Below are 23258 nucleotides of genomic sequence, written 5' to 3' on the forward strand. Positions count from 1 at the left end.
AAACGGCGGGTCGTATGGCTTCCGATACCCCCAGCGAGACGATGACGGCGCGGCGTGGCGCCGGCGATATGCTGGCGGGGCTGTGGCGGCGGCGACTCGTGCGCTGGGGCGTTTATCTGGCGGGGCTGCTGGCGATCGCCATCGGCGTGTTCTGGCTGGTGTTCGCGCGCGACCTGCCCTCGGTCGACAAGCTCAAGGCCTATCAGCCGCCGCTGCCCACCAACGTGCGCGCGGGCGACGGGTCGCCGATCTATTCCTATGCGCGCGAACGGCGCGTGCAGCTGGCCTTCGCCGAATATCCCCCGCTGCTGGTGCGCGCGTTCCTGGCGGCGGAGGACAAGACCTTCTTCGAGCACCACGGCGTCGATTTCCCCGGGCTGGCCGGCGCGGTGATCGATTATGCGCGCAAGTTCGGCACCGGGCAGCGTGCGCGCGGCGGATCGACCATCACGCAGCAGGTCGCCAAGAACCTGCTGATCGGCAACGAATATTCGCCCACGCGCAAGATCCGTGAGGCGCTGCTGGCGTACAAGATCGAACAGACGCTGTCGAAACAGCAGATCATCGAACTGTACCTCAACCAGATCTTCCTCGGCCGCAACGCCTATGGCGTGGAGGCCGCGGCGCACGCGTACTTCGACAAGGAACTAGACGAGCTGACGCTGGGCCAGATGGCCTATCTGGCGATATTGCCCAAGGGGCCGGCCAATTACGATCCGTTCCGCAGCACGGATCGCGCGCTGGAACGGCGCAATTACGTGCTGCGCGAAATGGTCAGGAACGGCTTCGTTACGCAGGCACAGGCCAGCGCCGCTGCGGCCGAACCGATCGGCGCGATCGTGCGGCGCACGCCCAAGTTCGAGCGCGTCGGCGGCTATTTCGTCGAGGAGGTGCGCCGCGAACTGATCGACCGCTTCGGCGAGACGGCCGAGGACGGGCCGCACAGCGTCTATGCCGGCGGGCTGTGGGTGCGCACGTCGATGGACCGGCAGGTGCAGCAATATGCCGCGGAGGCGCTGCGCAACGGGCTGTTGCGGTTCGACAGCGGGCGCGGCTGGTCCGGGCCGCTGCGCCATGTCGAGCTGGGCGAGGGCGCCGGGTGGCTGGGCGCGTTGCTCAACACCAATATCGCGCTCGATTACTCCGACTGGCGCGCCGCGATCGCGATCGCACGCGACGGCGATGCGTGGCAGCTGGGCTTTGCCGACGGCTCGACCGGCACGCTGCCGCGCGGCGCCGCGCAGATGCCGGTGCGCGGCGTCGGCAGCCCGGCGTTCGGCGCTATCAAGCCGGGCGACATCCTGGCGGTGGCGCCGTCTGCGGGTGGGGCGTTCGCGCTGCGTTCGGTCCCGCGCATTTCCGGCGGGATGGTGGTGCAGGAACCGATGACCGGGCGCATCCTGGCGATGCAGGGCGGGTTCGACGCCAGCGTCCAGTCGTTCAACCGCGCGACCCAGGCGATGCGCCAGCCCGGGTCGACGATCAAGCCGATCGTCTATTCCGCCGCGCTGGAACACGGCATGACCCCGGCGTCGATCATCGTCGACGGGCCGTTCTGCGTCTACCAGGGCGCGCGGCTGGGGCAGAAATGCTTCCGCAACTTCGGCAATTCGCGCGGTGCCGGGCCGCACACGATGCGCTGGGGGATCGAACAGTCGCGCAACCTGATGACGGTGCGCGCCGCCGCGCAGACCGGCATGGCCAATGTCGTCAAGCTCATCAAGGCGATGCAGATCGGCGATTATTCGCCCTATCTCTCCTATGCGCTGGGCGCGGGCGAGACGACGGTGGAGAAGATGGTCAACGCCTTTGGCGTGCTCGCCAACTGGGGCCGCTGGCACGATCCGTCGCTGATCGACGTGGTGCAGGACCGCAACGGGCAGGTGATCTGGCCGGAGAACTGGCGCGCGTGCGATGGGTGCAACATGCGGGAATGGGACGGCAAGGCGATGCCGCGCCCGGCGATGCGCGGGCGCCAGGTGCTCGACGCGATCAGCGCGTACCAGATGGTGCACATCGCCGAAGGCGTCATCCAGCGCGGCACCGCCACCGCACTGCGCGACCTGGGCCGCCCGATGTTCGGCAAGACCGGCACCAATACCGGCCCCACCGACGTGTGGTTCATCGGCGGCACGCCGCAGATGATCGCCGGCCTGTACTTGGGCTATGACAGCCCGCGCAACCTGGGCGGCTATGCGCAGGGCGGGACCGTCGCGGTGCCGGTGTTCAAGGAATGGGCGGTCAAGGCCTATGCCGGCCTGCCGGTGCTGCCGTTCCGCGCGCCGCCTGGCACCCGTATGGTGCGCATCGACCGCGCCAGCGGGCGCCCGGTCTACGGCACCTTCCCGACCGACGCCGATCCCAAGCCGGCGGTGATCTGGGAAGCGTTCAAGCCGCAGAGCGAGGCGCCGCGCGCGCGCCGCGCCGGCCCCGCCGCCGCCCCCAGCGCCGCCCCCACCGCCGGCGCGGCCACCCGCGCCGCCAGCGACAGCGACTTCTTGCAGAAGCAGGGCGGCATCTACTAAGCCCGCGCCGATCGTTCTTTTTTCGTCGTCCCGGCATCGGCTGGGATCTCCCGGTTGCGAAGCGATGCTTGAGCCGCACGAGATTCCAGCCTCCGCTGGAATGACGTGACCTTGGAGACTTCCTATGCGCGCCGAAGCGCAGGCCCATGTCGATAGCATCAACGAGGCGCTGGCGCTGTTGCGCCGCTTCCTCGACTGGGACCGCGCGCTGCGACGGCTCGACGAGCTGAACGCGCGCGTCGAGGACCAGGCGCTGTGGAACAATCCCAAGGAGGCGCAGGCGGTGATGCGCGAGCGTCGCCGGCTGGACGAGGCGATCACCGCCACCCGCGACATCGAGCGCGAGCTGTCCGACACCGCCGAGCTGATCGAGATGGCCGAGGCCGAGGGCGACGCCGAGATGGCGGACGAGGGGGTCGCGGCGCTGAAGGCGCTGGCCGATCGTGCGCAGGCCGACAAGGTGAAGGCGCTGCTGGCAGGGGAAGCGGACGCCAACGACACCTATCTGGAGATCAATGCCGGCGCGGGCGGCACCGAGAGCCAGGACTGGGCCGGGATGCTTCAGCGCATGTACACGCGCTGGGCCGAGCGGCGCGGCATGAAGGTGGAGCTGATCGACTATCACGCGGGCGAACAGGCCGGGATCAAGAGCGCGACGCTGCTGATCAAGGGCGAGAACGCTTATGGCTATGCGAAGGTGGAATCGGGCGTCCACCGGCTGGTACGGATCAGCCCCTACGATTCCGCCGCGCGCCGCCACACCAGCTTTTCGAGCGTGTGGGTCTATCCGGTGATCGACGACAATATCGAGGTCGAGATCAACGAGAGCGAATTGCGCATCGACACCTATCGCGCATCGGGCGCGGGCGGTCAGCACATCAATACCACCGACTCGGCGGTCCGCATCACGCACCTGCCGACCGGCATCGTCGTACAGTGTCAGAACCAGCGGTCGCAGCACAAGAACAAGGCCGAGGCCTATAACCAGCTCCGCGCGCGCCTGTACGAGCGCGAACTGGCCGAGCGCGAGGCGGCGGCGAATGCCGAGAACGCCAGCAAGACCGACATCGGCTGGGGCCACCAGATCCGCAGCTATGTGCTCCAGCCCTATCAACTGGTGAAGGACCTGCGCACCGGCACGACCAGCACCGCGCCCGGCGACGTGCTGGACGGCGACCTCGACGAATTCATGGCGGCGGCGCTGTCGCAGCGCGTGACCGGCGAAGCGGTGGTCGTGGAGGACGTCGACTGATGATCGCATGGGGGGCGGCATCGTCGGTCGGCGGGGCGGCGCTGCTGGCGCTGGCGCTGGCGGCGTGTGACGGGTCGAAACCGCTCCTCAAGCCGGAACCGGGCGCCACCCCCGGCCCGTTCCCCGCCGCCGACCGACCGATCGCGCGCATCGTGTCGCCGCGCTGGTCGAACGAGGAAGCGCGCGATCGCCTGAACGAGGCCGGGCGGGTGATGGACCTGGCCGATATCCGCCCCGGCATGACCGTCGCCGATCTGGGCGCGGGCGAGGGCTATTATACCACCCGGCTGGCGGCGCGCGTCGGCAAGGACGGGCGCGTGCTGGCGGAGGATATCGTGCCGGCGGTGCGCGATGCGCTGGCCGAGCGCGTCGCGCGCGAACGGCTGGAAAATGTCAGCGTGCGGCTGGGGCTGCCCGCCGATCCGCGGCTGCCCGCCAACAGCTTCGACCGGATCTTCATGGTGCACATGTACCACGAGATCGCGCAGCCGTATGAATTCCTGTGGCGGATGCGCCCGTCGCTGCGCAAGGGGGGGCTGGTGGTAGTGGTCGACGCCGATCGCCCGACCCGCGACCATGGCACACCGCCGATGCTGCTGCGCTGCGAATTCGCCGCGGTCGGCTATGCACCGGTCGATTTCCGGGAGATGCGCTCGGCGGGCGGCTATCTCGCCACCTTCCGCGCCGCCGGCGCACGCCCCGCCCCCACGTCGATCCGCGCCTGCCGGATGGGCAACCGCGCGCGCGCCGCGGGCTGACCGCCCCGCCGCGCGGGTGCCGTCGGCGCCCGCCGCCGGTCGCGCTCTTTCGCCGGAATACGGGAGTGGCGCAGTGTGGTGCTCCGGCGCAGGCCGGAGCGTTGGCGGGCGGACCACCCCCATCCGCCATCCGTCGCCCGGATCGCACGGCAACACCTTGACCTGAAACAACAATCGGGACCGCGCGCCGCTACTCCGCCGCCAGCAGCTCCGCCGCCTGCAAATCCACTGACACCAGCCGGCTGACGCCCTTTTCCACCATCGTCACCCCGAACAGGCGGTGCATCCGGCTCATCGTCACCGCATTGTGCGTGACGATCAGATAGCGGGTGTCGGTTTCCTGCGTCATCCGGTCCAGCAGGTCGCAGAAGCGTTCGATATTGGCGTCGTCCAGCGGCGCGTCGACTTCGTCCAGCACGCAGATCGGCGCCGGATTGGTCAGGAATAGCCCGAAGATCAGCGCGACCGCGGTCAGCGCCTGTTCGCCGCCCGACAGCAGGGTCAGCGATTGCAGCCGCTTGCCCGGCGGCTGCGCCATGATCTCCAGTCCCGCCTCCAGGGGATCGTCCGAATCGACCAGTTCCAGATGCGCCTGACCGCCGTCGAACAAGGTCGTGAACAGCCGGCGGAAATGGCCGTCGACCGCCTCGAACGCGGCCAGCAGCCGCTGGCGCCCCTCGCGGTTGAGCGTGCCGATCGACCCGCGCAGCCGGTTGACCGCCTGGCCCAGTTCCTCGCGCTCGGCGGCGGTCACCGCGCCGCTCGTCTCCAGTTCGGCCAGTTCCTGCTCCGCGACCAGATTGACCGGGCCGAGCCGTTCGCGGTCCATCGCCAGCCGTTCGTGCGCGGCGGATTCGTCCTGCGGACTGACGACGGTGGCGCTGTCGAACCCCGTCTTGGTCGGCAGGACGGGGGCGGGGCATTCGAACCGTTCCCCCGATACGCGTCCCATCTCCACCCGGCGCAATTCGTGGTTCTCGGCACGCGCGGCGGCCCCGGCACGCGCCTCGCGCGCGGCGGCCAGCGTTTCGTTGGCGCGCGCCTGCGCGGCGTCGGCGGCGCGCACCGCGGCGTCCGCATCGCGTTCCTCGGCCTGCGTGCTGTCGGCGGCAGTGCGGGCGGCGTCATGCGCCTGTTCCAGCTGCGCGATCTCGGCGGTCAGCTGCGCCGGCCGGTCGGCTAGCTTCTCCAGCTCGGCGGACAGATCGGCGGCGCGGCGGTCCATGTCGGCGATGCGGCGCACGGCCTCGCCTGCGCGGGCTTTCCAGCCCTGCATCTCGGCGCGTGCGGCGGTCTGGCGGTCGCGCGCCTGCGCCAGGTTGCGGTCGTGCGCGGTGCGGTCGGCACGCGCCAGCGCCACCTGCGCGCGCGCCGCCTGCGCCTCGCCCTGCAACCGCGCGGTCGCCGCCGCCGCCGCGGACCCGTCGGGCAGCGCCGCCAGCGCCGCCTCGGAACGGGTGCGCTCAGCCTCGGCCTCGGCGATATCGGCGGCGACGCGCGCCTGCCGCTCGATCAGGTCGGCGCGCTGCCCGGCCAGCCGCTCGATCTGCGCGGCGGCGCGATCCTCGGCGCGCTGCGCCTCGCGCTGTTCGGCCTCGGCCTGGGTCAGCAGCGCGCGCGCCGATTGCGCCGCGCCGCGGGCGCGCGCGATCCGGTCGTCCAGCGCGGTGCGGCGCGCGGTGGCGCGCTCGACCGCTTCGGCGGCGGCGGGGCGATCGGCGGTCAGCGTCGCCAGCCGGTTGCGGCGTTCCAGCCGCTCCGCCGCCGCCGCGCCGCCGTTCTCGGTGACATAGCCGTCCCAGCGCCGCAGCCGCCCCTCGCGCGTGACCAGCCGCTGGCCGGGGGCGAGCGGCTGGCCCGAATCGCCCTCCACCAGGAAGATCTGCGCCAGCCGCCGCGCCAGCGCCGCGGGCGCCTCGACCCGCGCCGCCAGCGGCAGCGTGCCGACCGGGGCGGGCGGGTCGGCGGGGGTGATCGCCGATCCGTGCCAGTCTCCCAGCGAGGATTCCATGTCGTCGCCCAGCGCCGCGGCCAGCGCGCGCTCGAACCCCGGCTCGGCGCTGACCGCGCCCAGGAGCTTGTCGTCCGCCTCGGTCGCGCCGCGCGCCAGCGCCGCCGCCTCGCCGTCCAGCGCCGCCAGCGTGGCGATCGCGGCGGCGCGCGCAGCTTCGGCGGGGTCGCGATCGGCGGCGGCCTCGTCCTCGCTGGTTTCCGCCCATTCCAGTGCGGCACGCGCCTTGGCGGCCTGTTCGCGCGCGGCGGCCTGCTTCTCCTGTGCGGCACCGCGCTCGTTTTCCAGCGTCTCGACGTCGCCGACGCGCGCGATCGCCTGCTCCAGCTGTGCGGCATCGCGGGTCGCGCGCTCGAAACGGGCGGTCGCAGCGGCGCTGGCAGCCGCCGCGACGCGCCGTTCGGCGGCCTGCGCCGCCTGTTCGGACAGCGCCTGCGCCAGCGCCACCTCGACATCGCGGGCGTGCCGCTCGGCCTCGCTCAGCGCCGCCTCGAGCGCCGGCACCGCCGCCGCGCCCTCGCGCACCTGCGCCTCCAGCGCCGCAACCTCCTCGGTCAGCCGTGCCAGCGCGTCGGCGGCATCGTGCGACAGCGCATCCTCACGCGTGCGATCCTCCGCGATCCGCCGCGCATTGGTCTCCATTTCCAGCAAACGGCGCTGCAATCCGTGGCGCTGTTCGCGCGCGCGCGTCAGCTGGTGCGTCACCTCGCCGGCGCGATCGCGCGCCGCCAGTGCCGCCGCGCGTGCCGCCGCCAGCCGCTCCGCCGCCGCGCGCTGTGCCGCGATCGTCTCCTGCTCGCGCGCGCTCGCCGCCGCGACCGCCGCTTCCGCGGCCTCCGCTTCGCCCTTGGCCGCCTCCGCCGCCTGCGCCGCATCGCGCCAGCGGGCGTAGATCATCCGCGCCTCGGCGACGCGGATCTGCTCGGACAACAGGCGATAGCGTTCCGCCGCGCGCGCCTGCCGCCGCAGCGCGGCGACGCGCGTCGCCTGGTCGCTCATCACCTCGTCCAGCCGCGCCAGGTTCGCCTCGGTCGCACGCAGCCGCGTCTCGGCATCCTTGCGCCGGACGTGCAGCCCGGCGATCCCGGCCGCTTCCTCCAGCATCGCGCGCCGCTCGGCCGGGCGCGCCGCGATGATCGCGCCGATGCGGTTCTGGCTGACCAGCGCGGGGCTGTGCGCGCCGGTCGCCGAATCGGCAAACAGCAGTTGCACGTCCTTGGCGCGCACGTCGCGACCGTCGATGCGATAGGCGCTGCCGGCCCCGCGCTCGATCCGGCGGACGATTTCGCTTTCCTGCGCGCCGTCGGGGCGATCGACCTCGGCGAGCAGCGACACCTCGGCGAAGTCGCGCGGCGGGCGGGTCGCGGTGCCTGCGAAGATCACGTCCTCCATCCCGGCGCCGCGCATCGACTTCGGGCTGTTTTCGCCCATCGTCCAGCGCAGCGCCTCCAGGAGGTTCGACTTACCGCACCCGTTGGGGCCGACGACGCCGGTCAGGCCCGGTTCGATGCGCAGGTCGGCCGGATCGACGAAGCTCTTGAAGCCCGTCAGCCGCAGCCGCTTGATGCGCATTGCCCCGCGCCCGCCCGACGCTATCGCCGCGTCATGCGCCGGCGTTCTTCAGCGCGCCCTCAATCCCCTGCCACGTCACGACATTGTCGAGCTTGCGGCCGTTGAGGAAGAATGTCGGGGTGCCGGTGACGCCCTGCTTGTCCGACGCATCCTGCATCATCTTGGTCAGCGCCTCGATCTCCTTGGTATCGTTCAGGCATGCGCGAGCCTGCGCCTCGGTCACGCCGCGCTGCTTGACGAAATCGACATAGCCCATCGCATCGCCCCAGGCGTTGGCGATCTGCGCCGGGGTCATGTTGGCGGTGCGTTGCAGGAACGCCTGATCCTGCGCGACCTTCATCTGGGTGTCGAGGAACTTGGGCTGGTCGAGATACATCTGTTCCAGGATCGGGAAGAACGGCCCCGGCCCGGCGCAGCGGCCCAGCAGCGACGCGGCGAAATCGGGCGGGCCGTGGACCATGAAGTCGCGGAATTCGTACGACACCTTGCCGGAGCGGACGTAATTCTCCTCCAGCGGGCGCTGCCCGGTCTGGCCGAACGCGCCGCAGGTCGGGCAGGTGCGCGAACCATATTCGACGAGCTTGAGCGGCGCGTCGGGATTGCCCATCACGAACCCGCCCTCCGGCGTGCGCGAGACGACCTGCGTCCAGTCCTGCCCGGCCGGCGCCTTCACCGCGGCGACGGAATTGGCGGGCGCGGTGGGCGCGCTGTCATTGCCGCCGCCGCCCGATCCGCAGGCGGTGAGCAGCCCCAGCGCGGCGAGCGCGGGGATCGCGAGATATCTCATCACTTCACTCCGTTGGGTCATTTCGCACCGGCCGCGCGAAGCTGCGGTTCCAGCTTCGCCCAGTCGACATTCTGGATCAGTCGGCCGTTGATCTCGAACGCGGGGGTGCCCGGCACCTGCGACGTCGCGTTCGATACCGCCAGCACGCGCTTGACCTGCGCATCGGTGGCGAAACAGGCGGCGATCGCACCGGCGGGCGCGCCGGCGTCGCGCGCGATCGCGGTCAGCCCGCCGCCCTCGGCGATCGCCTTCATCTGCGCCAGCTGCGGCCAGGCGGACATGCGCTCGGCATTGCCCTGCTGCCATTCGGCGGCGCGTTCGAACCATTGCTGCTGCTGCGCGAACAGCGCCCGGTGGAGGCGCGGGAAGGCCGCCGGCCCGGCGCAGCGCGCCAGCGTCGCGGCGACGAGGTCCAGCCCGTCGTGGACCTGGTTGCGCACTTCCACGCTGACGCGGCCCGAACGGACCATCGCGTCCAGCGGCTTTTCCGACTGCGCGGCGTAATGCGCGCAATGCGGGCAGGTGTAGCTGACATATTCGACCAGCTTTACCCGCGCCCTGGGGTTGCCGATCAAATAGCTGCCAGTCGCGACCGGCGCGGCCACCGCGGTCCACGGGCGCGGCGCGGCAGCGGCGATCGGGGCGGCGAGCAGCAGCGCGGCGAGGAGGGGCAGGACACGCATCATCGCACCTTGGGCAGGCTGGGCATCGGGGCGGGGGTGGCGGAGGCGACGCCGGAGGCCAGCGCCTCCAGCACCGCCTTCAGCTCGGGGTCGGCAATCGCCTTCAGGCTTCCGCCCAGTTCCGGGGCGGGGGCCAGCGACGGCGGCGCGCGGCGTTCGGCGCGCTTGGTCACCTCGCCCTGGCGGATCGCGACGCGGTTGATCGCGGCATAGCCGAAGAACCGGTTCACCCGCTCGATGATCTCCACGGTCAGGTGGCTCATCATCGGGGCATGGGCGCCGCGCACCGTCAGCGTCAGCGTGCCGTCCTGCTTCTTGCCCATCGGGAAGCGGATCGAATCGGGGCTGCTGACCGCGGCGAGCCGCTCGCCGACGATTTCGGGCCAGCGGGTGACGATCGCGGATTGCACGAAGCCGAAGCGGCGGAACGCGGCGCCGCCGATCGCGGGCAGCAGTTCGGCCACCTGTCGCGATCGGTTCTGCCGCTCGGGCGGGGGGGTCGGGGCGCGGTCGCGCTTGCTCATTTGCCGTCCCATGCCATAGCCGGGGTATGGACGCCAAGCGCCGCGATGTCGCCGCCCCGCTTCTCGACTGGTACGACCGCAACCGCCGCGACCTGCCGTGGCGGGCGAAGGCGGGCGAGGCGCCCGATCCGTATCGCGTGTGGCTGTCCGAGGTGATGCTGCAACAGACGACCGTGGCGACGGTGCGCCCGCGCTTTTCGGCATGGATCACGCGCTGGCCGACCTTCGCGGCGCTGGCGGCGGCGGACGAGGCGGACGTAATGGCCGCCTGGGCCGGGCTGGGCTATTATGCCCGCGCGCGTAATCTGCTCGCGGCGGCGCGGGTGATCGCGGCCGATCATGGCGGCGCGCTGCCGGATACCGAGGCGGCGCTGCGCGCGCTGCCGGGGTTCGGCGACTATACCGCAGCGGCGGTGGCGGCGATCGCGTTCGGGCGGCGCGCGGTGGTGGTCGATGCCAATGTCGAGCGGGTGGTCGCGCGGCTGTTCGCGATCCCCGATCCGTTGCCGGGCGGGCGCCGCGCGATCCGCGCCGCGGCCGATACGATCACGCCGGACCGGCGCGCCGGCGACTTCGCGCAGGCGATGATGGACCTGGGGTCCGCGATCTGCACCCCGCGCCGGCCACGCTGCCTGCTGTGTCCGATCGCGGACGGCTGCGCCGCGCGCTCGCTGGGCACGCCGGAAACATTCCCGGTGAAGAAACCCAAGGCGGCGCGCCCGCACCGCCACGGTACGATCTTCTGGCTGGAACGCGACGGCGCGGTGCTGCTGGTGCGGCGCCCCGACAAGGGGCTGCTGGGCGGGATGCGCGCGCTGCCGACCGGGCCGTGGGGCGATACGCCGCCGGGACTGGCCGGGGCGCCCGCGGTGGTGGACTGGCGGATGCTGGACGAGAGTGTCTCGCACGGGTTCACGCACTTCACGCTCGACCTTGCGCTGGCGGTCGCGCGGACGCATCACGCGGTCAACATCGGCGAATGGTGGCCGGTCGACCGGCTGGACCAGGCGGGGCTGCCCACCTTGTTCGCCAAGGCCGCGGCGGTGGTGAGGAGACGGGTGTGACGAGCAAGCGGTGGACGATGACGGCGGCGCTGGCCCTTGCGCTGGCCGCCGGGGGTACGGGGCTGGCGCGGCAGGCACAGCCGGCACCGATTCCGGCCGCGGAGGGGGCAGCGGCGCGCGCGCCCTCGCTGCTGCCCGCGACCCAGGCCTTGTTCGACCGCTACGTCGCCGAGCGCCGCGTGCCCGGGATCGTCGGCGCATTCGGACGTGACGATCACCCGACCTATTTCGTGTCGAGCGGCGCGATCGCCTGGGACGAGGGCGCGCCGGCGGCGGGGCCGGACAGCCTGTGGCGCGTCTATTCGATGACCAAGCCGGTCACCGCGATGGCGGCGATGATCCTGATCGAAGAGGGCAAGATCGGTCTGGACGACCCGCTGTCGAAATATTTCTCGGCGTTCAAGACGATGCGCGTGCTGACCCAGCCCGACACCTCGCTCGACAGCCGCCCCGCGACCCGGCCGATCACGATCCGCGAACTGCTGACCCACACCGCCGGGCTGGGGTACAATATCATCAGCAAGGGGCCGCTGCTGAAGGAATATGAGGCGCGCGGCATCCTTCCCGCCGCGCTCAATGTCGCGACCGAGGGCAAGGCGAAGGCCGCGCGGCCCACGTCGCTGGCGGAATTCGCCGATCGCGTCGCGAAACTGCCCCTGATCGCGGAGCCGGGAACGAAGTGGAGCTATTCGATCGGCCTCGACGTGATGGGCGCGGTGATCGAGAAGGCGAGCGGGATGCCGTTCGACCGCTTCGTCCAGACGCGCCTGCTCGATCCGTTGAAAATGACCTCCACGTTCTGGCAGGTGCCGCAGAAGGAGGCCGGGCGGCTGGCGACTAATTATGCAGTGATGGGACAACAGGGACTGCCGGTCGATCCGGCGGCGACGTCGGTCTATCTCCAGCCGCCCAGCTTCCCCTATGGCGGCGCGGGGCTGGTGTCGTCGGCGCGCGATTACGACCGGTTCCTGCACATGATCCAGGATCGCGGGACGCTGGACGGGGTGCGCGTGCTGAAGCCCGAGACGGTGGCGCTGGCGACATCGAACCTGCTGCCCGCGGGCGTCACCTTCACGGGCGTGACGCCGGGCAGCGTCACCGACACCGGCTATGGCGCGGGCGGCTATGTCACGCTCGCCGACCGGCCGGGGGTGCTGGCGGGCACCTATGGCTGGGACGGCGCGGCGAACAGCGTCGCCTGGGTCAACCCCACGCACCGGATGCGCGGGGTGGTGATGGTGAACATCTTCCCGCCCGGCTCGCTGCCGCTGCGCCGCGAGGTGCCGGCGGCGCTGATGCAGGATGCCGCGAGGCTGCACCGGTGATCGCCGCTCCCGGCTTCACCGGCGGCCTGCTCGACCGCGCCGATCACCTGCGCCACGATGCCGATGCGTTCACGGCGGCGCTGGGCAACTGGCAGTCGCGGCTGCTGAAGCTGGACGGGTTCGAGCCGGAGGTGGACGATAACGGCCGGCTCGGCTGGACGATGCTGGCCGATGCGCCCGACGATGCGGAGTTCGTCCTGCTGGGGCTGGACGGCGGGCGCCCGCGCTTCGCCGCGGTGCCGCTCGCGGGGGGACCCGCGCCGTCGTTCCGATCGCCCACGTTGTTCCGCCTGCTCGACCAGCTGCAGCCGGGCGAGGCGGCGACCTTCGCCACCGCGCGGTCGCTGGTCGACTGGCATCTGCGACACCGCTTCTGCGCGCAATGCGGCGCGCCGACGGCGATGTTCCGCGCCGGCTGGGGCCGGAAATGCGGGGCGTGCAATGCGGAACATTTCCCGCGCGTCGACCCGGTGGTCATCATGCTGGCCGAACATGACGGGCGGGCGCTGGTCGGGCGGCAGCCGGCCTTTCCCAAGGGACGTTATTCGGCGCTGGCGGGCTTTCTGGAGCCGGGCGAATCGATCGAGGAAGCGGTGCGGCGCGAGATCAGCGAGGAAGCCGGGCTGCCGACCGGCGCGGTGCGCTACGTCGCCAGCCAGCCGTGGCCGTTCCCGGCACAACTGATGATCGCGTGCGTCGCCGAGGCGGCGCATGATCGTATCACGCTGGACGCCAACGAGTTGGAGGACGCGATGTGGGTGACGCGCGACGACGTGCGCGCCGCGCTGGCGGGGGAGGGGCCGTTCCTGGCCCCGCCGCCCTACGCGATCGCGCACACGCTGCTGGAGACGTGGTCGGCCGGGGAGTGACCCCGGCCGCGGCCGGTCATTGCGCGACCCTTAGCTGTTGCAGCACGAACGCCTGCGCTTCGGCATTCTGGCGATAGCGTTCGAAGCGGCCCGACTTGCCGCCGTGCCCGGCCTCCATGTTGACGCGGAACACCAGCGGGTTGCTGTCGGTCTTCAGCTCGCGCAGTTTGGCGACCCATTTGGCTGGTTCGTAATACTGCACCTGGCTGTCCCACAGCCCGGTGCCCACGTACATCGCCGGATACGCCTGCCGCTTCACATTGTCGTAGGGCGAATAGCTGAGCATGTAATCGTAATAGGGCTTTTGCGCGGGGTTGCCCCATTCGTCATATTCGAACGTGGTCAGCGGGATCGAGGCGTCGAGCATCGTCGTCACCACGTCGACGAACGGCACCTGCGCGACGATCACCGCATAATCCTTCGGCGCGATGTTCGCGACTGCACCCATCAGCAGCCCGCCCGCGCTGCCGCCCATCGCCGCGACGCGGCCCGGCGCGGCATATTTCTGCGCCACCAGATAGCGGGTGACGTCGACGAAATCGGTGAACGTATTCTTCTTGTTGAGCAGATGACCGTCGTCATACCAGCCGCGGCCCATTTCCTGCCCGCCGCGGATATGCGCCAGCGCATAGACGACGCCGCGGTCGAGCAGGGGCAGCCGCGCCGGGTCGACCGCCGGGTCCATCGAGATGCCGTAGCTGCCATAGGCGTATTGGAACAGCGGCGCGGTGCCGTCGCGCTTCGTTCCCTTGCGATAGACGATCGACACCGGCACCTTCGTCCCGTCGCGCGCCGGCGCCCAGACGCGCTCGGTCACGTAATTGGCAGGATCGTAGCCGGGGACGGGCGCGACCTTCAGCGTGCGGCGCTCGCCGGTCTTCGCATTCACCTCATAGGTGGTGGTGGGCGTCACCAGCGAGGCATAGCTGTAGCGGACCCAGTCGGTCTTCGCCGGTTCGGCGTTGGTCGACAGCGACATCTGGTAGGCCGGCTCGTCCGCCTTGACCGGGGTGGAGCGCCCGTCGTCGCCCAGCAGGCGGATCATGCGGTTGCCGCCCTCGCGCTGGTCGATCGCGACGAAGGTGGCGAAGGGGGTGAAATCCTCGATGAAGACGGTGTCGCTGGCCGGCGTCAGGTCATGCCACGCGGCCACGCCCTTCGCCGCATCGGCATCGGCAACGGTCACCAACTTGTAGTTCTTCGCATCGCGGTTGGTCTTGACGATCCAGCGCGTGCCCATGTGATCCGCCTGGTAGCGGAAATCGCGCGCGCGCGGGGCGAACAGCGTCAGCGCGGCGGGGGTGGCGAGCGGCGCGCACCGCTGTTCGTCGCTGACGGTCGATTCGACGCGCACGCACCAGAAGCGATCGTCGCTGGTGCGGTTGATCGACATCTGGAAGGTGTCGTCCTTCTCCTCGTACAGCACGCGATCGGCGGCGGGCGCAGTGCCCAGGACGTGCGCCATTACCTTGTACCCGCGCAGCGTCGTCGGATCCTTGGCGATGTACATCAGCGTGCGATTGTCGTCGGCCCAGACCAGGTTCGGCTCGGCATTGGTGATCGTGTCGGGCAGCAGCTGCCCGGTCGCCAGATCCTTGATCCGGACGACATATTGCCGGCGGCCGACGGTATCGGCGGCATAGGCGGCCAGGCGGTTGTCGGGGCTGATCTCCATGTCGCTGAGCGCGAAGAAGCTGTGGCCCTTGGCCATGGCGGGCTGATCGAACAGCAGTTCGGCGGGGGCGTCGGCGCTGCCCTTGCGCCGTTCCATGATCGGGTAATTGGCGCCGGCGGCATAGCGGCTCTGATACCAATAGCCGTTGCGCAGGTAGGGGACCGAGCTGTCGTCCTGCTTGATGTGGCTCACCGCCTCGGCATAGAGCCGGTCCTCCAGCGGCTTGAGCGGGGCGAGGACCGCGTCGGCATAGTCATTCTCCGCCTTCAGATAGGCGAGCATTTCCGGGTTCTTCCGCGTATCGTCGCGCAGCCAGTAATAGGCATCCTCGCGCGCGCCGTTGGGGGACGCGACGCTGTACGGCTTCTTCGCGGCGCGCGGCGGCTGGGGCGTGCCGGCCCCGGCCTGCGCCAGCGCGACACCGGAAACCGACAGCAGCACGCCGGCGAGCAACAGCTTCTTCATGGGATGGACCGTCCGATCGAGGGGGGAGACAATGTATCCCACGATACGGGGTGCGCGGGGCGGCGCAAGCCCCGCCGGCGCGGCCGGGCGCCTCAGCCGCGCGGGCGTGCCTGCGCATAGGTGCCCAGCACGCGCACCCATTTGGAATGGAAGCCCAGTTCCTCCATCGCGCGATCGAACGCCGGGTCGCCGGGGCGCCCCTCCACATCGGCGAAGAATTCGGTCGCGGCGAAGCTGCCGCCGCGCTGGTAGCTTTCCAGCTTGGTCATGTTGACGCCGTTGGTCGCGAAACCGCCCATCGCCTTGTAGAGCGCGGCGGGGACGTTTTTCACCTCGAAGATGAAGGTCGTCATCCACGGCCCCGTGCCGGCCAGCGGCCGCGCGCCGCGCGCCAGCACGACGAAACGGGTCATATTGTGGTCGGCATCCGCGATGTCGGTCGCCAGCAGGTCCAGCCCGTAGAGCGCGGCGGCGCCCGGCGGGGCCAGCGCCGCGATCGCCGGATCGCGCCGTTCCGCCACCACCGCCGCCGCGCCCGCGGTGTCGGGATAGCTCAGCGGCTCGATGCCGTGCGCCTTCAGCCAGTGGCGGCACTGGCCCAGCGCCTGCGGATGGCTCATCGCCTGCTTCACGCCGTCGCGCGGGCCGCACCCGATCAGCGCGTGGCGGATCGGCAGGAAATGTTCGCCGGTGATGACCAGCCCGGATTCGGGCAGCAGGAAATGGATGTCGGCGACGCGGCCGTGGAGCGAATTTTCGATCGGGATGATCGCACAGTCGGCCTGCCCCGCCTTCACCGCATCCAGCGCGTCCTCGAAGCTGAAGCACGGCAGCGCCAGCGCGCCGGGAAACGCCTCCGCCACCGCGACATGGCTGTTGGCGCCGGGCGCGCCCTGGAACGCGACGGCGCGTTCGGGGTGGGCGGCGGCGACGGCGGCCATGTCGGCGACCAGCGATCGGGCGGGGGCGGCGTAGCTATCCATGATGGCGTTCGCGACTAGGGAGTGCACCGGCCGCGCTCAAGTGCTTGCGGTCCCCCCATCGCTTTTCTATGGGATGCCCTAATCAAGAGGGGCGGATAGCGCGACATGGACGATCGGAACAACACGATTGCAGGCTGGGTACTGGGTGGTGCCGCCGTCGCGCTGGGGCTTTCGATCGCAGGCGGGATGATCTTCCACGGCGAACGGCCCGAGAAGATGGGCTATGCGATCGAGGGCGTCGAGGAAGCCGGCGCGGGCGGCGGCGAGGCGGCGGAGCCGATCGCGGTGCGCCTGGCGAAGGCCGATCCGGCCAAGGGCGCCGACGTGTTCAAGAAGTGCGCGGCGTGCCACACGATCAACCAGGGCGGCGCCAACGGCATTGGCCCGAACCTGTACGCCACGCTGGGCGAGCCGGTGGGCCAGGGCAAGGGCGGCTTCGCCTTCTCCGACGCGCTCAAGAGCGTCGGCGGCAACTGGGATTTCGACAAGATGGATGCGTGGCTGACCAGCCCGCGCAAGTTCGCCAACGGCACCAAGATGACCTTCGCGGGCCTGGGCAATGCGCAGGACCGCGCCGACCTGATCGCGTACCTGAACCAGCAGGGATCGAACCTGCCGCTGCCCGCGGCTCCGGCCGCCGGCGCCGCTCCGGAGGCGAAGGACGGCGCGGTCGCCAACGTGACCGAGGGCGCGAAGGGCGACACCGCCGACATCGCGAACCAGGGCACGCCGGCGTCGGGCGCTCCCTCGGTCGATCCGGCCGCGCAGAAGGACAAGGCGCTGGCGGTGGAGCCGCCCGCCAAGAAGTAAGCGGATAAGCGGTTCGCGGCCCTCGCGCCGCGCCCGCCCGCAGGTGATGCGATATCGACCGGCGTAAACGATCAGCTACGCATGCTGATCCGCCGGACCGTCAGGGCAGCAGGAACGTGCCCTCGATCGTCGTCACGCACGATCCGGTCAGGATCACCCGGTCGCCGTCCAGCCGGCATGACAGATGCCCGCCGCGGGCGCTGGCCTGAAACGCGGTGAACGTGTCGCGGCCCAGCCGCGCGGTCCAATAGGGCGCGAGGACGGCGTGTGCTGATCCGGTCACCGGGTCTTCGGGAATGTCGAAATAATCGGTGAAGACGCGGCTGACGACTTCGGCCGTATCGCCCGCGGCGGTGACGATATGGACATAGGGGCCGAGCGCCTTCAGCGCGCGGCCGTCCGGGGCCGCGGCGCGCACCGCGGCTTCGTCGTCGACGACGATCACCGCATAGCCCTTGTCATGCCACAGCGTTTCGCGCGCCGTGACGCCCAGCGCGGCGACGATCTCCGGCAGCGGCCGCGGCACGGGCGCCCAGGCCGGCAACGCCATGTCATAGCGGGCGCCGGTTCCGGCACGGGCGACCGCCAGCACGCCCGCCTGCCGCGTGCGGAAGGTGACACGATCGCGCGTGCTGTCCGACGCCAGTACGACATGGCCGCTGGCCAGCGTCGCATGGCCGCATAGCGCGACCTCCGCCGCGGGGGTGAACCAGCGCAGTTCGTAGTCCGCCGCACCGCTGTCGTCCGCGACCAGGAAGGCGGTTTCGGACAGATTGTTCTCCTGCGCGATCGCCTGCAGCACGGCATCGTCCAGCCAGCGCGGCAACGGCATCACCGCCGCCGGATTGCCGGCGAAGGCGGCGTCGGCAAAGGCATCGACCTGGGTAAAGGGCAGGCGCATCGTGGCGATCCTCTCAGACGCGCTTGGAGAACCAGTGCGGCGTCACGTCCGCCTCGACCAGCGGGTTGTCGGTATCGACATGCCCTTCGGGATCGAGATGGATCAGCGTTTCGACGCGCGGGAAGGCGTCGCGCAACGCATATTCGACCCGCTCGACGATGCGATGCGCGTCGCGCACGGTCAGTTCCGGGTCCACTTCCATGTGGAATTGCGCGAAATCGTGGCTGCCGGCGCGGCGGGTGCGGAAATCGTGGATGCCGCGGATGCCCGGCTGGCGCGCGGCGACCTCCATGAAGGCGGCGCGCTGCTCCTCGGACCATTCCTTGTCCATCAGCATGTCGATCGCCTGGCTGGACGCCTGGAACGCGCCCCACGCCAGCCACAGCGCGATCGCGATACCGAACACCGGATCGGCGCCCGCGATCCCGACATATTGGTCGAGCACCAGCGCGGCGATGACCGCCACGTTCAGCAGCACGTCCGACTGGTAATGGACGTTGTCGGCCAGGATCGCGACCGACCCGGTGCGCCGGATCACGCTGCGCTGATAGGCGAGCAGCGCGAAGGTCGCGAGGATCGCGACGATCGACACGCCGATGCCCAGCCCGGCATCCTCGTTCACCGCCGGGGTGCTGAACCGCTCGATCGCGCGCCACGCGATCCCGATCGCGGATGCCGTGATGAGCACGACCTGGAACAGCGCCGCCAGCGCCTCCGCCTTGCCATGGCCGAAACGGTGGTCGTGGTCGGCCGGCTCGGCCGCGAGCTTCACGCCGTACAGCGTGACCAGGCTGGCGAGCAGGTCCAGCCCGGTATCGGCCAGGCTGCCCAGCATCGCGACCGATCCGGTATGCCACGCGGCATATCCCTTGAGCACCAGCAGCGAACAGGCCATCGCCACGCTGGCCAGCGCGGCGCGCATCGCCAGCGGGATGATGCGGCGGCGTTCGTCGCGCGTCATGGGTACAGCAGCCCCTCGCGCCATGCGCCATCGACCGCGGGGGTGAACAGCCGGCGTTCGTGCAGGCGGTGCGCGCGGTCCTGCCAGAACTCGATCCGTTGCGGCGTCACGCGATAGCCGCCCCAGAACGGCGGGCGGGTCACGTCCTGTCCGTCGAACCGCGCCCGGGCCGCATCGAACCGCGCCTCGAACGTGGCGCGCGCGTCGAGCGGGCGCGACTGGTCCGATGCCCAGGCGCCCAGCTGCGAATCGCGCGAGCGGCTGGCGAAATAGGCGTCACTCTCCGCATCGCTGACGGGGGCCACCGGCCCTTCGATACGGATCTGGCGGCGCAGCGATTTCCAGTGGAACAGCAGCGCGACATGCGGATTGGCGGCCAGTTCCCCCGCCTTGCGGCTGCCGCGGTTGGTGTAGAAGACGAAGCCGTCGCGACCATGCCCCTTCAACAGGACCATCCGCACGGACGGGCGCCCATCCGCATCGGCGGTGGCCAGCGCCATGGCATTCGAATCGTTCGGCTCGCTGGTGCGCGCCTCGGCATACCAGGCGTCGAACAGCGAAAAGGGATCGTCGCTCATCGCCCGGCTTCTACCGCGCAATCGCGCGCACGTCATCCTCGCCCCATGCATGTGCGGGGCAGCATGGAACCTGCGGCGCGCCAACTCATTGAATCGCCCTCGCAACGAAAGGGCTTCCGATGGCCGCGCGTGCCTATTGGCAGGGACAGATCCGGCTGGCGCTGGTGTCGATCCCGGTCGAAATCTACTCGGCGACGCGCTCCGGCGCGCAGATCAGCTTCCATCAAATCCACGAACCGTCGGGCAAGCGGATCAAGCTGGAAAAGACCGTCCCCGGCGTCGGCGCGGTCGACACCGACGAAATCATGAAGGGGTTCGAGATCGAGAAGGGCGAATATGTCCTGCTCGACCAGGACGAGATCGACGCGGTGAAGCTGGAATCGAAGAAGACGCTGGAACTGACCCAGTTCGTCGACGCGCACGAGATCGACGTCCTCTATTACGAAAAGCCCTATTTCGTCGTCCCCGCCGACGATCTGGCGGAGGAGGCGTTCATCGTGCTGCGCGAGGCGTTGCGACGCACGAAGAAGGTCGGGCTGGGCCAGCTGGCGATGCGCGGGCGCGAATATGTCGTCAGCCTGAAGCCATGCGGGCGCGGCATGGTGCTGGAAACGCTGCGCTACGCCGACGAGGTGAACAAGGCGCAGGGCTATTTCCGCGACATCCCCGATACCAAGCCCGAGCCGGAGCTGCTGGAACTGGCCGAGGCGCTGATCGAGAAGAAGGCCGCGCCGTTCGACCCGCGCGGCTTCCACGATCGCTATGTCGATGCGCTGAGGGGGCTGATCGACCGCAAGCGCAAGGCCAAGGGGCGGCGGATCATCGAGGACAAGGGTGACGCGGCGGCGCGTTCGGGATCGAATGTCGTCGATCTGATGGCGGCGCTGAAGAAGTCGATGGAGGGCAAGGGCGGCGCGGCCACGGCGGACGCCAGACCGGCGGCGGAAAAGAAGAAGCCGGCGGCACGAAAGCCGGCGGCGCGCAAGGCGCCGGCACGCAAGCGCGCCTGACCGGCGATGGCCCGTCGTCCCGATCCGCTCGAACGCTATAATGCGAAGCGCGACTTTTCGCGCACCGCCGAACCGGCGGGGACGCTGGCGCCTGGCAACGGCAACGGCTTCATCGTGCAGAAGCACGACGCGACGCGGCTGCATTGGGATTTCCGGCTGGAGGTGGACGGCGTCCTGAAAAGCTGGGCGGTGACGCGCGGGCCGAGCCTTGACCCCGCCGAAAAGCGACTGGCGGTGCGGACCGAGGACCATCCGCTGTCCTATGCGACGTTCGAGGGGACGATCCCGGCGGGCGAATATGGCGGCGGCACGGTGATGCTGTGGGACCGAGGCACTTGGGCGCCGGTGGCGGGCAAGAGCGCCGCCGATCTGGAGGCGGGGCACCTCCACTTCATCCTGGACGGTGAGCGGATGAAGGGCGAGTGGCTGCTGGTCCGGCTGAAACCACGCGGCAAGGAAAAGCGCGAGAACTGGCTGCTGCGCAAGATCGACGACGCCGCCGCGGGCGCCACCGATATGCTGACCGACACCGCGCTGACCAGCGTGGCGACGGGGCGGACGATGCAGGAGATCGCCGAGGGCGCGCCGTCGCAGTGGCGTGCCCCGGCCGGGCGCAAGAAGCGCCGCGGCAGCGCCGCACCACCGCCGTTCGAGGCGCCGCAGCTGTGCACGCTGGTGGACAGCGTCCCCGCCGGTGCAGGCTGGATCCATGAGGTGAAGTACGACGGCTATCGCGCGCTGATCGCGGTCGGCGGGGGGAAGGCGACGGTCTATACCCGCAGCGGGCTGGACTGGAGCGAGACGTTCGCCGGGATTGCGGCGGCCGCTGCGCAGCTCGACGTCGGCGATGCGCTGATCGACGGGGAGATCGTCGCGTTCAAGGAGAGCCGCCCCGATTTCGCGACGCTGAAGACCGCGATCGCATCGGGGGATGACATGACGTTCTTCGCCTTCGACCTGCTCCGGCACGACGGCGAGGATCTGCGTGCGCTGACCAATGTCGAGCGAAAGGAGCGCTTGCGCGCGGTGATGGCGGGCGCGGATCCGCATCTGCAATTTGCCGAACATGTCGCCGGGTCGGGCGAGCCGCTGTTCGAGACGATGTGCCGCGAAGGCTTCGAGGGTGTGGTGTCGAAACGCGCCGACGCGGCCTATCGCGGCAAGCGCACGCAGGCGTGGCTGAAGACCAAGTGCATTCGCCGGCAGGAATTCGTGATCGTCGGCTGGTTGCCGTCGGACAAGGGGCGGGGCCTTCGCTCGCTGTTGCTGGGCGTCCATGAGGACGGCGCGGTTCGCTATGCCGGGAAGGTGGGCACCGGCTTCACCGCCGATACGATGGCCGACCTGCGCACGCGGCTCGACCGGCTGGCGCGCAAGACCCCGACCGTGGCCGCACCGCGCGCGGCGGTGCGCGGCGCGCATTGGGTCACGCCGAAACTGGTGGCGGAGATCGCCTTTGCCGAAACCACGCCGGACGGGCTGCTGCGCCATTCCAGCTTTCTGGGGCTGCGCGGCGACAAGCCGGCGGAGGACGTCGTCGCCGAACCCCCCGCCGCGGCGCCCGCGCCGTCCGTATCGACGGTGAAGGTGACGAATCGCGACCGCACGATCTTCCCCGAATCGGACGTGACCAAGGGCGATCTGGCCGATTATTATGCCGCGATTGCCCCGGCGATGCTGCCGTTCGTGGCGCATCGCCCGGTCAGCCTGGTGCGCTGTCCGCAGGGGCGGGCGCGGCAATGCTTTTTCCAGAAGCACGATGCCGGGTCGTTCGGTGATCAGGTCCATCGCGTGCCGATCCGCGAGAAGGACGGATCGACCGAGGACTATCTCTACGTCGACAGCGGCGACGGGCTGGTCGCGTGCGTGCAGATGGGGACGATCGAATTCCACGGCTGGGGTTCTCAGGTCGCGGACGTGGAGCGGCCCGACCGGATGGTGTTCGACCTCGATCCCGACGAGGGGCTGGACTTCGCCGCGACCAGCAAGGCGGCCGAGCATCTCAAGACCCAGCTGGCCGAGCTGGGGCTGGCGAGCTTTCCGCTGCTGTCGGGGGGCAAGGGCGTCCATGTCGTCGTGCCGCTGACGCCGCAGGCCGAATGGCCGGCCGTCAAGGATTTCGCCGATCGCTTCGCACGTGCGCTGGCGCAGGCCGAACCGGAACGGTTCACCGCGACGATGGCCAAGGCGAAGCGCAAGGGGCGGATCTTCATCGACTGGCTGCGCAACCAGCGCGGCGCGACCGCGATAATGCCCTATGCCGCGCGGGCACGCGCCGGCGCGCCGGTGGCCGCCCCGGTATCGTGGAGCGAATTGCGCGATATCGATACCGCGGCGCGCTGGCGCGTCACCGACCGCGAGGAATTGCTGGCGCGCGCCGACAGTCGGGCATTGCGCGGCTGGGGTGTCGCGGACCAGCACCTTCCCGACACATGAGGCTCTTGATATTCTATCGCGGAGATGTAGTTTTGGGGCGAACGATGGCGGGCGCCATCGCCAGCAAGG

The 23258-nt window shown here is 70.2% G+C and carries 18 protein-coding genes; 9 read left to right on the plus strand and 9 right to left on the minus strand.

Features of this window, described 5'->3' with window-relative positions; translation table 11 throughout:
* The first annotated feature begins 14 nt into the window (after positions 1–14).
* The 3 genes from COA17_RS00115 (at position 15) to COA17_RS00125 (ending at position 4535) form a co-directional block, all read left to right on the plus strand.
* Positions 15–2525, plus strand: coding sequence for a penicillin-binding protein 1A (locus tag COA17_RS00115; protein WP_096609374.1), 2511 nt, complete (start codon positions 15–17; stop codon positions 2523–2525).
* Between the two features lie 124 nt (positions 2526–2649).
* The gene (gene prfB, locus COA17_RS00120; protein ID WP_066489824.1) at positions 2650–3777 is read left to right on the plus strand and encodes a peptide chain release factor 2; all 1128 of its coding nucleotides are present in this window, start codon (positions 2650–2652) and stop codon (positions 3775–3777) included.
* Entirely contained in the window at positions 3777–4535 is a 759-nt protein-coding gene (locus tag COA17_RS00125) for a class I SAM-dependent methyltransferase (protein ID WP_096609376.1), read from the plus strand. The genes prfB and COA17_RS00125 overlap by 1 nt, the downstream gene beginning before the upstream one ends.
* A 190-nt stretch (positions 4536–4725) precedes the next feature.
* Here the strand turns inward: COA17_RS00125 and COA17_RS00130 are convergent, their stop codons facing one another.
* Genes COA17_RS00130 through COA17_RS00145 form a run of 4 tightly spaced genes read right to left on the minus strand, consistent with a single transcriptional unit; the run spans position 4726 to position 10112 of the window.
* Positions 4726–8118 carry a chromosome segregation SMC family protein gene (locus tag COA17_RS00130; protein WP_096609378.1) on the minus strand — a complete coding sequence of 1131 codons (3393 nt, stop codon included), beginning with the start codon at positions 8116–8118 and terminating at the stop codon, positions 4726–4728.
* Positions 8119–8149: 31 nt separating this feature from the next.
* A complete protein-coding gene (locus COA17_RS00135) occupies positions 8150–8905 on the minus strand; it encodes a thioredoxin domain-containing protein (protein ID WP_082740684.1) in 756 nt (251 codons plus the stop codon).
* Positions 8906–8922: 17 nt separating this feature from the next.
* Positions 8923–9588, minus strand: a complete 666-nt coding sequence (locus tag COA17_RS00140; RefSeq protein WP_176484739.1) for a DsbA family protein — start codon at positions 9586–9588, stop codon at positions 8923–8925.
* Positions 9588–10112, minus strand: coding sequence for a DUF721 domain-containing protein (locus COA17_RS00145; protein WP_245857308.1), 525 nt, complete (start codon positions 10110–10112; stop codon positions 9588–9590). Before COA17_RS00145 ends, COA17_RS00140 begins: the two co-directional genes overlap by 1 nt.
* A 26-nt stretch (positions 10113–10138) precedes the next feature.
* Between COA17_RS00145 and mutY the strand changes: the two genes are divergently transcribed.
* The 3 genes from mutY to nudC are packed head-to-tail and all read left to right on the plus strand — an operon-like array spanning position 10139 to position 13370.
* Positions 10139–11176 carry an A/G-specific adenine glycosylase gene (gene mutY, locus COA17_RS00150; protein ID WP_096609386.1) on the plus strand — a complete coding sequence of 346 codons (1038 nt, stop codon included), beginning with the start codon at positions 10139–10141 and terminating at the stop codon, positions 11174–11176.
* Between the two features lie 17 nt (positions 11177–11193).
* Positions 11194–12501, plus strand: a complete 1308-nt coding sequence (locus COA17_RS00155) for a serine hydrolase domain-containing protein (protein WP_096610639.1) — start codon at positions 11194–11196, stop codon at positions 12499–12501.
* Positions 12501–13370 carry an NAD(+) diphosphatase gene (nudC, locus tag COA17_RS00160; protein ID WP_096610641.1) on the plus strand — a complete coding sequence of 290 codons (870 nt, stop codon included), beginning with the start codon at positions 12501–12503 and terminating at the stop codon, positions 13368–13370. Before COA17_RS00155 ends, nudC begins: the two co-directional genes overlap by 1 nt.
* A gap of 16 nt (positions 13371–13386) precedes the next feature.
* Here nudC and COA17_RS00165 read toward each other — a convergent pair whose 3' ends face one another.
* Both COA17_RS00165 and COA17_RS00170 read right to left on the minus strand, forming a co-directional pair.
* Entirely contained in the window at positions 13387–15510 is a 2124-nt protein-coding gene (locus COA17_RS00165) for a S9 family peptidase (protein WP_096609388.1), read from the minus strand.
* Between the two features lie 92 nt (positions 15511–15602).
* Positions 15603–16493, minus strand: a complete 891-nt coding sequence (locus COA17_RS00170) for a prephenate dehydratase (RefSeq protein WP_096609390.1) — start codon at positions 16491–16493, stop codon at positions 15603–15605.
* A 105-nt stretch (positions 16494–16598) separates the two neighbouring features.
* Between COA17_RS00170 and COA17_RS00175 the strand changes: the two genes are divergently transcribed.
* Positions 16599–17303 carry a c-type cytochrome gene (locus tag COA17_RS00175; RefSeq protein WP_096609392.1) on the plus strand — a complete coding sequence of 235 codons (705 nt, stop codon included), beginning with the start codon at positions 16599–16601 and terminating at the stop codon, positions 17301–17303.
* Positions 17304–17403: 100 nt separating this feature from the next.
* Here the strand turns inward: COA17_RS00175 and COA17_RS00180 are convergent, their stop codons facing one another.
* Genes COA17_RS00180 through pdxH form a run of 3 tightly spaced genes read right to left on the minus strand, consistent with a single transcriptional unit; the run spans position 17404 to position 19743 of the window.
* Entirely contained in the window at positions 17404–18204 is an 801-nt protein-coding gene (locus COA17_RS00180; protein ID WP_066487263.1) for a PhzF family phenazine biosynthesis protein, read from the minus strand.
* A 13-nt stretch (positions 18205–18217) separates the two neighbouring features.
* Positions 18218–19165 (minus strand): cation diffusion facilitator family transporter, encoded by a 948-nt coding sequence (locus COA17_RS00185; RefSeq protein WP_096609394.1) that lies wholly within the window; start codon positions 19163–19165, stop codon positions 18218–18220.
* Entirely contained in the window at positions 19162–19743 is a 582-nt protein-coding gene (gene pdxH / locus COA17_RS00190) for a pyridoxamine 5'-phosphate oxidase (protein WP_245857309.1), read from the minus strand. The genes COA17_RS00185 and pdxH overlap by 4 nt, the downstream gene beginning before the upstream one ends.
* Before the next feature lie 119 nt (positions 19744–19862).
* On the opposite strand from pdxH, the gene ku reads away from it, so the two are divergent.
* Together ku and ligD are read left to right on the plus strand one after the other, a co-directional pair.
* Positions 19863–20753, plus strand: a complete 891-nt coding sequence (gene ku / locus COA17_RS00195) for a non-homologous end joining protein Ku (protein WP_096609398.1) — start codon at positions 19863–19865, stop codon at positions 20751–20753.
* A gap of 6 nt (positions 20754–20759) precedes the next feature.
* Complete coding sequence (gene ligD / locus COA17_RS00200; protein ID WP_096609400.1) at positions 20760–23189, plus strand: DNA ligase D; 2430 nt, start codon at positions 20760–20762, stop codon at positions 23187–23189.
* Positions 23190–23258: the final 69 nt, after the last annotated feature.

The organism is Sphingomonas ginsenosidimutans (assembly GCF_002374835.1).
Taxonomy (GTDB): Bacteria; Pseudomonadota; Alphaproteobacteria; order Sphingomonadales; family Sphingomonadaceae; genus Sphingomonas; species Sphingomonas ginsenosidimutans.